This window comes from Psychrobacter sp., from assembly GCF_018260395.1.
Taxonomy (GTDB): Bacteria; Pseudomonadota; Gammaproteobacteria; order Pseudomonadales; family Moraxellaceae; genus Psychrobacter.
The window spans coordinates 1-6075 of record NZ_JAGLBC010000093.1; the positions used below are offsets into that span (position 1 = coordinate 1).

General features: G+C 41.4%; 5 protein-coding genes and 1 pseudogene. All 6 read left to right on the forward strand.

The annotated features are described in order from the left end of the window. Positions 1-6 precede the first annotated feature (6 nt). A complete protein-coding gene (locus tag QZ265_RS07735; RefSeq protein ID WP_296405013.1) occupies positions 7-915 on the forward strand; it encodes a hypothetical protein in 909 nt (302 codons plus the stop codon). Further along, positions 912-1472: a hypothetical protein gene (locus QZ265_RS07740; RefSeq protein WP_296405015.1), complete on the forward strand. Its 561-nt coding sequence runs from the start codon at positions 912-914 to the stop codon at positions 1470-1472. Before QZ265_RS07735 ends, QZ265_RS07740 begins: the two co-directional genes overlap by 4 nt. Before the next feature lie 9 nt (positions 1473-1481). Continuing rightward, on the forward strand, positions 1482-3110 hold the full coding sequence (locus QZ265_RS07745) for a hypothetical protein (RefSeq protein WP_296405017.1): 1629 nt from the start codon (positions 1482-1484) through the stop codon (positions 3108-3110). Between the two features lie 3 nt (positions 3111-3113). Next, positions 3114-3791, forward strand: a complete 678-nt coding sequence (locus QZ265_RS07750; RefSeq protein ID WP_296405019.1) for a hypothetical protein — start codon at positions 3114-3116, stop codon at positions 3789-3791. Between the two features lie 9 nt (positions 3792-3800). Then, positions 3801-4076, forward strand: a complete 276-nt coding sequence (locus QZ265_RS07755) for a hypothetical protein (RefSeq protein WP_296405020.1) — start codon at positions 3801-3803, stop codon at positions 4074-4076. A gap of 95 nt (positions 4077-4171) precedes the next feature. Further along, positions 4172-6075: pseudogene (locus QZ265_RS07760) on the forward strand (hypothetical protein); the annotation flags it as partial.

The window sequence follows — 6075 nt, forward strand, 5'->3', positions numbered from 1 at the left end:
GGGTAGATGGCCGTGAATTTAACGTTATCCGATGGTTATGGTATTGATGGTCAAGATCTTATCAGTGTGATATATCGTACTGATCTTGTACCGGTGCCAGCATCATTGGAGTTATTGGTTAAAGCCACTGATAGGATAAGACCGCTACTTCAAACCGGCTCAATACTGCAAACATCAGATGGTACCGCTTTAACCGTGGTTAAATCTCAGCATATTGATATGCAAGCCATTAAAGAGGGTAAGCGTGTGGGCGCGCTTATTGTGACCGCTGTATTATCAGGATGTGAGCCATTACTGGGTGTCACTAACAAAGCAGTCGCTTTATACGACACAAGCTTTAATGAGGTTTACCGCGCGCTTGGGGCTAAATTACGCTTAAAGAGTGATATCAAGCTTAATGAATTTATATGCCTAAAAGGTCAGCTACCCACTAAAAGAATAGCACTGGCACTGCAAAAAGAGGCCGCCGTCGCTGCATTTATTGATGGCAACGTCTCTATATTGCGTATTAATGATTTATTCAAAGGTGAGCCGGTGTTATATGACCGTAGCGCGCTGCAATGGGTGGATAATCCAAACATTATCAATCATAGCAATACGAATTACTTGTCTATTGATGATAATGGATCAGATATTATTGGTACACCATTTAATAATAAACAGATTGGATATTACCCTAGGGCCGATGTACGAGAGCTACAAAATTTAAGGCGTATTTTAGTGACTAAAGCCAAAATGGTAAGACAGCTTGATGACACCTTGATGGCAGGGCGTTATATTCAGGTTGATAATGGTATTGAACGTGATGATTTAGTCGTATTAACAGCGGCCCATCGTTATGATTCAGGCGCATTAGGTGGCCGAGCTATGATGGCAACTCAAGTATGGTTAGCGGCGGCTGAGGGTGCGAAATGACAGTTATATCTCCTTACTTTCATCCAGCTAAACTTATCTCTTACGACAAGATTAAGCGTACTGCTAAAGTTGGGATTGTAGGATTAACCGATGGGGTACCTGAAGGCATCACAGCCATGCTTGCATACCCTATTGGTGATGATGACCTTGACACAGAGCGCGAACTCAAAGCCGGTGCTGATATATGGGTATTTTTTGAGCAAGGCGATACCTCCATGCCAGTGATTGCTTTTTATCGTCGTCATGGTGAGGGTGCAGTAGTGGATACCAGGCGAATTAGACAAGAAAATATAGAACTACTGGCGCGCGCGCAAATCACGCTGTCAGCTGCTAATTTAATCGCAATGAGCGCTCAAAGTGTAACTATTGATGCGCAATCAATGACCATTAATGCCGACAATCTATCTATTAATGCAGCAATTAATCATTCAGGCGATCAAAATACAAGCGGCACGATAACAGCCTCTAATGATGTAAATGGTGGTGGAATATCACTTAAAGGTCATATGCATAGCGGCGTTAGAAGCGGTAGTAGCAACTCAGGGCCGCCACATTAAGGATAAGTGATGAACTTTAGAAAAAGATTGGCCAATTTTTTAATCAGCGATAGAGAGACGAGTATAGCTGAACACATGCCGACAATTAATGATGTGCATCGTTATTATGAAACCACTAATCCATTTGAGCTTGGTACTTCTGGCAATTCATCAAAACCTTTACGCACTAGAAAGCAGATTTATACGCTATGGGAGATCATGCAAACTGATCCTCAAATTGCAGAAGCGTTAAGCCTACATGTAACAGCAGCGTTAGGCGGCCATGAATCTACTGGTGATATGATTTTTATTACCCCAAAAAGTGAGATAAGAACCGGTGGGCGCAGGGCCGCTGAACTTCGACAAAAAGTTGAGCGAGAAGCAAAAATTATATCGCCGATTATCAACAGAAACGCTTTTTCATTGGCAAGACAAGCGATTGCGTATGGTGACAGTTACGCACGTATTTATACCGATAAGCGAAAGGGCGTTGTTGACTTGATGAATAATCGGTTTACCGCGCCGGCGTTGATCATGCCGTTTGAGCAGGCAGGGCGTACTATCGGTTTTCATGCGCTTGAAGATGAAAATATGGAACGTACCATTGCTAAGTTATCCCTTGAGCAAATGTTACGCGTTAAAATGCCGCGTATTGAAAATATACCGCAAGCCAATTTTGATATATGGCAGGATAAAAGAACGCTCATTTATGATATTCGTGCAGAAAATCCAATATTACCATCTGAGATAGGCGGCTCATTTTTATACCCTATTGAAGATGTATGGAAAGACGTAACCATTAGTCGCGCTGGCCTAAATAACCAGCAAATAGCAGATAGTGTTAAACAAGCTTTTTTAACGCTCAACATGGAAGGCATGCCAGCAGTACAGCGCAAAGGTTATATTGCCTCACTAACAAACATGCTTAAAAGTTATCGCGATCAGATACAAGATGCGTTTGAAGGTGGCGAGGCGTTATACGGCACAAAATATCATGTACTACCGCAGTATGGGGAAAAGCAGGTCCTTCAGTCTATAGGTGATTTATCGCAAAGAGCCGCACCACTTAACGAAGGTCTTTTGATGATTAACTTACGCCGTTTAGCTGGCGGCCTAGGAATGGATTTATCACTGGTGGGCTGGGCTGATATGTTAGCCGGTGGGCTGGGTGATGGCGCCGCTTTTCATACCTCAGCACAAATAATGCGCCGATCTATGCTGATTCGTCAAGCGTGTATCGATGCGTTTAATCATCTTATGAGCCTGCATTGGGGTATAAAATATAATGAATATTTTGAGCCAAAAGACTACCCCTGGGAGTTTGATTTTTACAGCGATCAATCCGCCGCTGCTACTGAGATGCTTAGCAACAAACAAAACCGCGCCAATACCTTGGCATTAGTGGTTCAGGCACTAACTGGACTCAAAGAGCTTGGTTTAAACAAAGAAACCAATCAGCTTATGCTTGAGGATGTTTTTGGGGCTGATTTAGATTTGGCTGATAGAATAGCTGAAGGGTTGTCTGGTAGTGGTCAAATTCAAGGCATGCCTGGGGCGGCTAGCATGGTACCTGGCGCAGAAGATGGCACAGTGAATGAACAGGCGCCGGATAGCCAGTCTAATGATGATGACTTACCAGATGATTTGGAATGGGAGTAAGTCATGATTAGTGATCTGTTTGATAATTTTGTTGATTCAAAAAATGATGAATACAGCGATATATCTTTTGATACCGCTATGAACTTTGTTAGCAAGTCAGCAAAAAACAAGGCTGGCAAGGTGATTGATAGTAAGATTGCGACAAGCTTGCTTCACGAATACGCGAGAGTTTACGGACAAGTAAAAGGCCATAAGGCGCTATTAAAAGCGGTATACAAGGTTAAGATAGATAATATTTTTGGGCATAAAGGCGCTATACCCTGGTTTAAAGATACCAGTCTTTGTTACCTTGCAACTGATACCAGTATTTCTTTAGGTAGCGCAGAATCAGACACTTATCGTGTGGGTTCGGAACAGGCCAATTACTTATCACAAAAATCAAGCGATGATTTCGATATTACGTTTATTGAAACACATAAGGGCGATATCTCTAAATCATTTGGTATGTGCTTTGGATTAGCGTTTAATCCGGACGGCACTGTTAATGAGCCAATGCGATATGCGTTTAAGATCACTATCTCAATTTTAGATCCTAAAAATACAAATAGCGTGGCGGTTGCGCGCTCATATATTGTTGGGGTTAAAGCTGCCAATATTGATGTGTCAGCAAGCAGTAGAAGTGAGATAGTACAAATTCCGGTAACTTTTCAAAAACTAAGACCATTATCATTTTCACAATAAGGATTTACCATGATTGAAACTAAAGTATTAACCTCAGCAGTTGGCATACAGCGCGGCGATGTTATCGATAAAACTGAATCCACTGTATTACCCTCAGCAACAAACGCGGTCATTATTGGCCGTTTTAAGCGCGGCCGTACAGACCGTCCATTTTTAGTAACTTATGACAATTACGCTGGCTTGTTAGGCCGTGATATCAACAATTCAAACTACCTTGCGGTTGAAGATGCGTTTAATACTGGCATTAGTCAATTATGGATTAGACGTATCGGAGTATCTCAATAACAAGGGCCTTAAACATATAAGGAACACCCCTAAGTTATATTCCCTTATCAATGCCAAAATAACCTCATTATCTTTATAGTAATGGGGTTATTTTCATGCTTTATACCAAAACAGTACCAGCACACTCAAATCATCATGTTCGCACAGATGACGGCTTACAAAAACGTTATAGCCGCTATGAAATTGGCTATATTGCCGGTAAATATCGCGACATGCCGGCCTTAATTGCCGATGAATCAGGTTATGACGGCTTAGGATTTAATACAGATGCCGGCAGTCTTGATGATAGCTGGCATGTTGTTAATCTATTCAATAATAGAGCGCAGTATATTGAAACCGTGGCAATTGGCGGCGCTATGGATAAAGACCATGCGCAAGCGTTAGCGGCCACTCAGTTTGACTTTTTAGGCGCAGATTACGGCGTGGTTGTGGGTTACATGGATGATATGCAGTTTGACGGCATGACAGACAATCAAACCTGGTCAATTGATACCGTATCTAAGCTTTTAGATAATCCTTCTCAAGATAAGCACTACCTACCAGTAATCACCTCAAAAGAGTTGTTTAATGAGGCGACGCGCGTATGTTTTGATAGCGTGGAATGGCAAGGCGACACGCTGGTAAGTCATGGCGGCAATATCAGCAATCTATATAACGATATCCGTAAGGCTGATACGTTTAATGAGCTATTACAGCCATTTGATATTAAGCAAGCGTTAATGGATATGCGCGCTGAAGAAGCCGACTTTGACTCTATCATGGACACGGCCAGCAGATTGCCAATGCTCAAAGACCGCTTATATGCAGCAATGAGCAAAATAACCTTGAATGATATGTCAGTGACAAACGTTACTCAAACTAAGCCATTTAAAAAAGGCGGCGTCACAAACGTGGCCTTTGTGTTTGATATGTCAGATGGCCAAAAAATATCAATCTGGTTTCATAATCCGGACAGCACCCCTTCAAAATTATTACCAAGCGATATGATGGTTAGCTGGAAATGGCTATTAAATAAGCGTGATGTGACCGCTGTATTATCCCCATTGAACGGCGATACCGTTAAGCTTCCTGATCTTGCGCGCAAAATGATTACCCTGGCATATAAGAACAGCAAAAACTTTAAACGCACTCAAGACAGAAAGGCTAAACAAGATAAAGATATCAATGATGCTAATGCCGAGATTGATAAAAAACGTGAAATTATCGCTAAGCTTGATCAGGATATTCAAGACTTAACAGCTAAAATTGATGCAGCGATGCAGGCCAATAAAGGCAAGGTTGACGTTGATACCACAGATTCAGAAAGTACAGATGTTAATCAAATCAGTGATGTAACAAACCTATCTTCTAGCAATGTAAAGTTGGAAGCATTGCCAGAAGATAAACGCCAAGCGATTAACGAATTATTTGATTATGCAAAAATCGGTAAACAAAGCGATGAAATACTCGCAATGATGCTGGCTATTTATAACCATGCTTTAAAGCCATTATCTGAAAAAGATGCAGGTTTAGCAGTGGGCGCTGCACAAAGACTGTGGCAAGGTAAAAAACTAACTAAATTTTATCTCAATAAACAGGACGGCTTTAGTGAAAACGCTATAAACGCTTATAACGCTGCGTTAGAGGAGTTAAGTAACGTTACATCAAAAGATTTTGTAAACTATGCGTTTAGCCAAGTGATTAAGCCTTCTGTTATTCCAGAAGATACATCAATCAATAGCGTTGACGATGCTAATTCTAGTGAAATAAATATAAATAGTTTTGTGGTAGAGGCTGTTAATGACGGTTGGGAGTTAGAGGAATCAGCAATAGATGACGAAGCCAAAACCTTAAATAAAACTATTGGTGATACGGACGTAATGCTTGAGGTTACAAGCGAAGGCTATAACGCAATGACTCAAGATGGGGATGTATTGTCTTATGGTGAGGTTGACGAGTTAAGCGACTACCAGTCATTTAGCAAAAAGATTGAAGCCGATATTGCGGCCCATGAAAATGA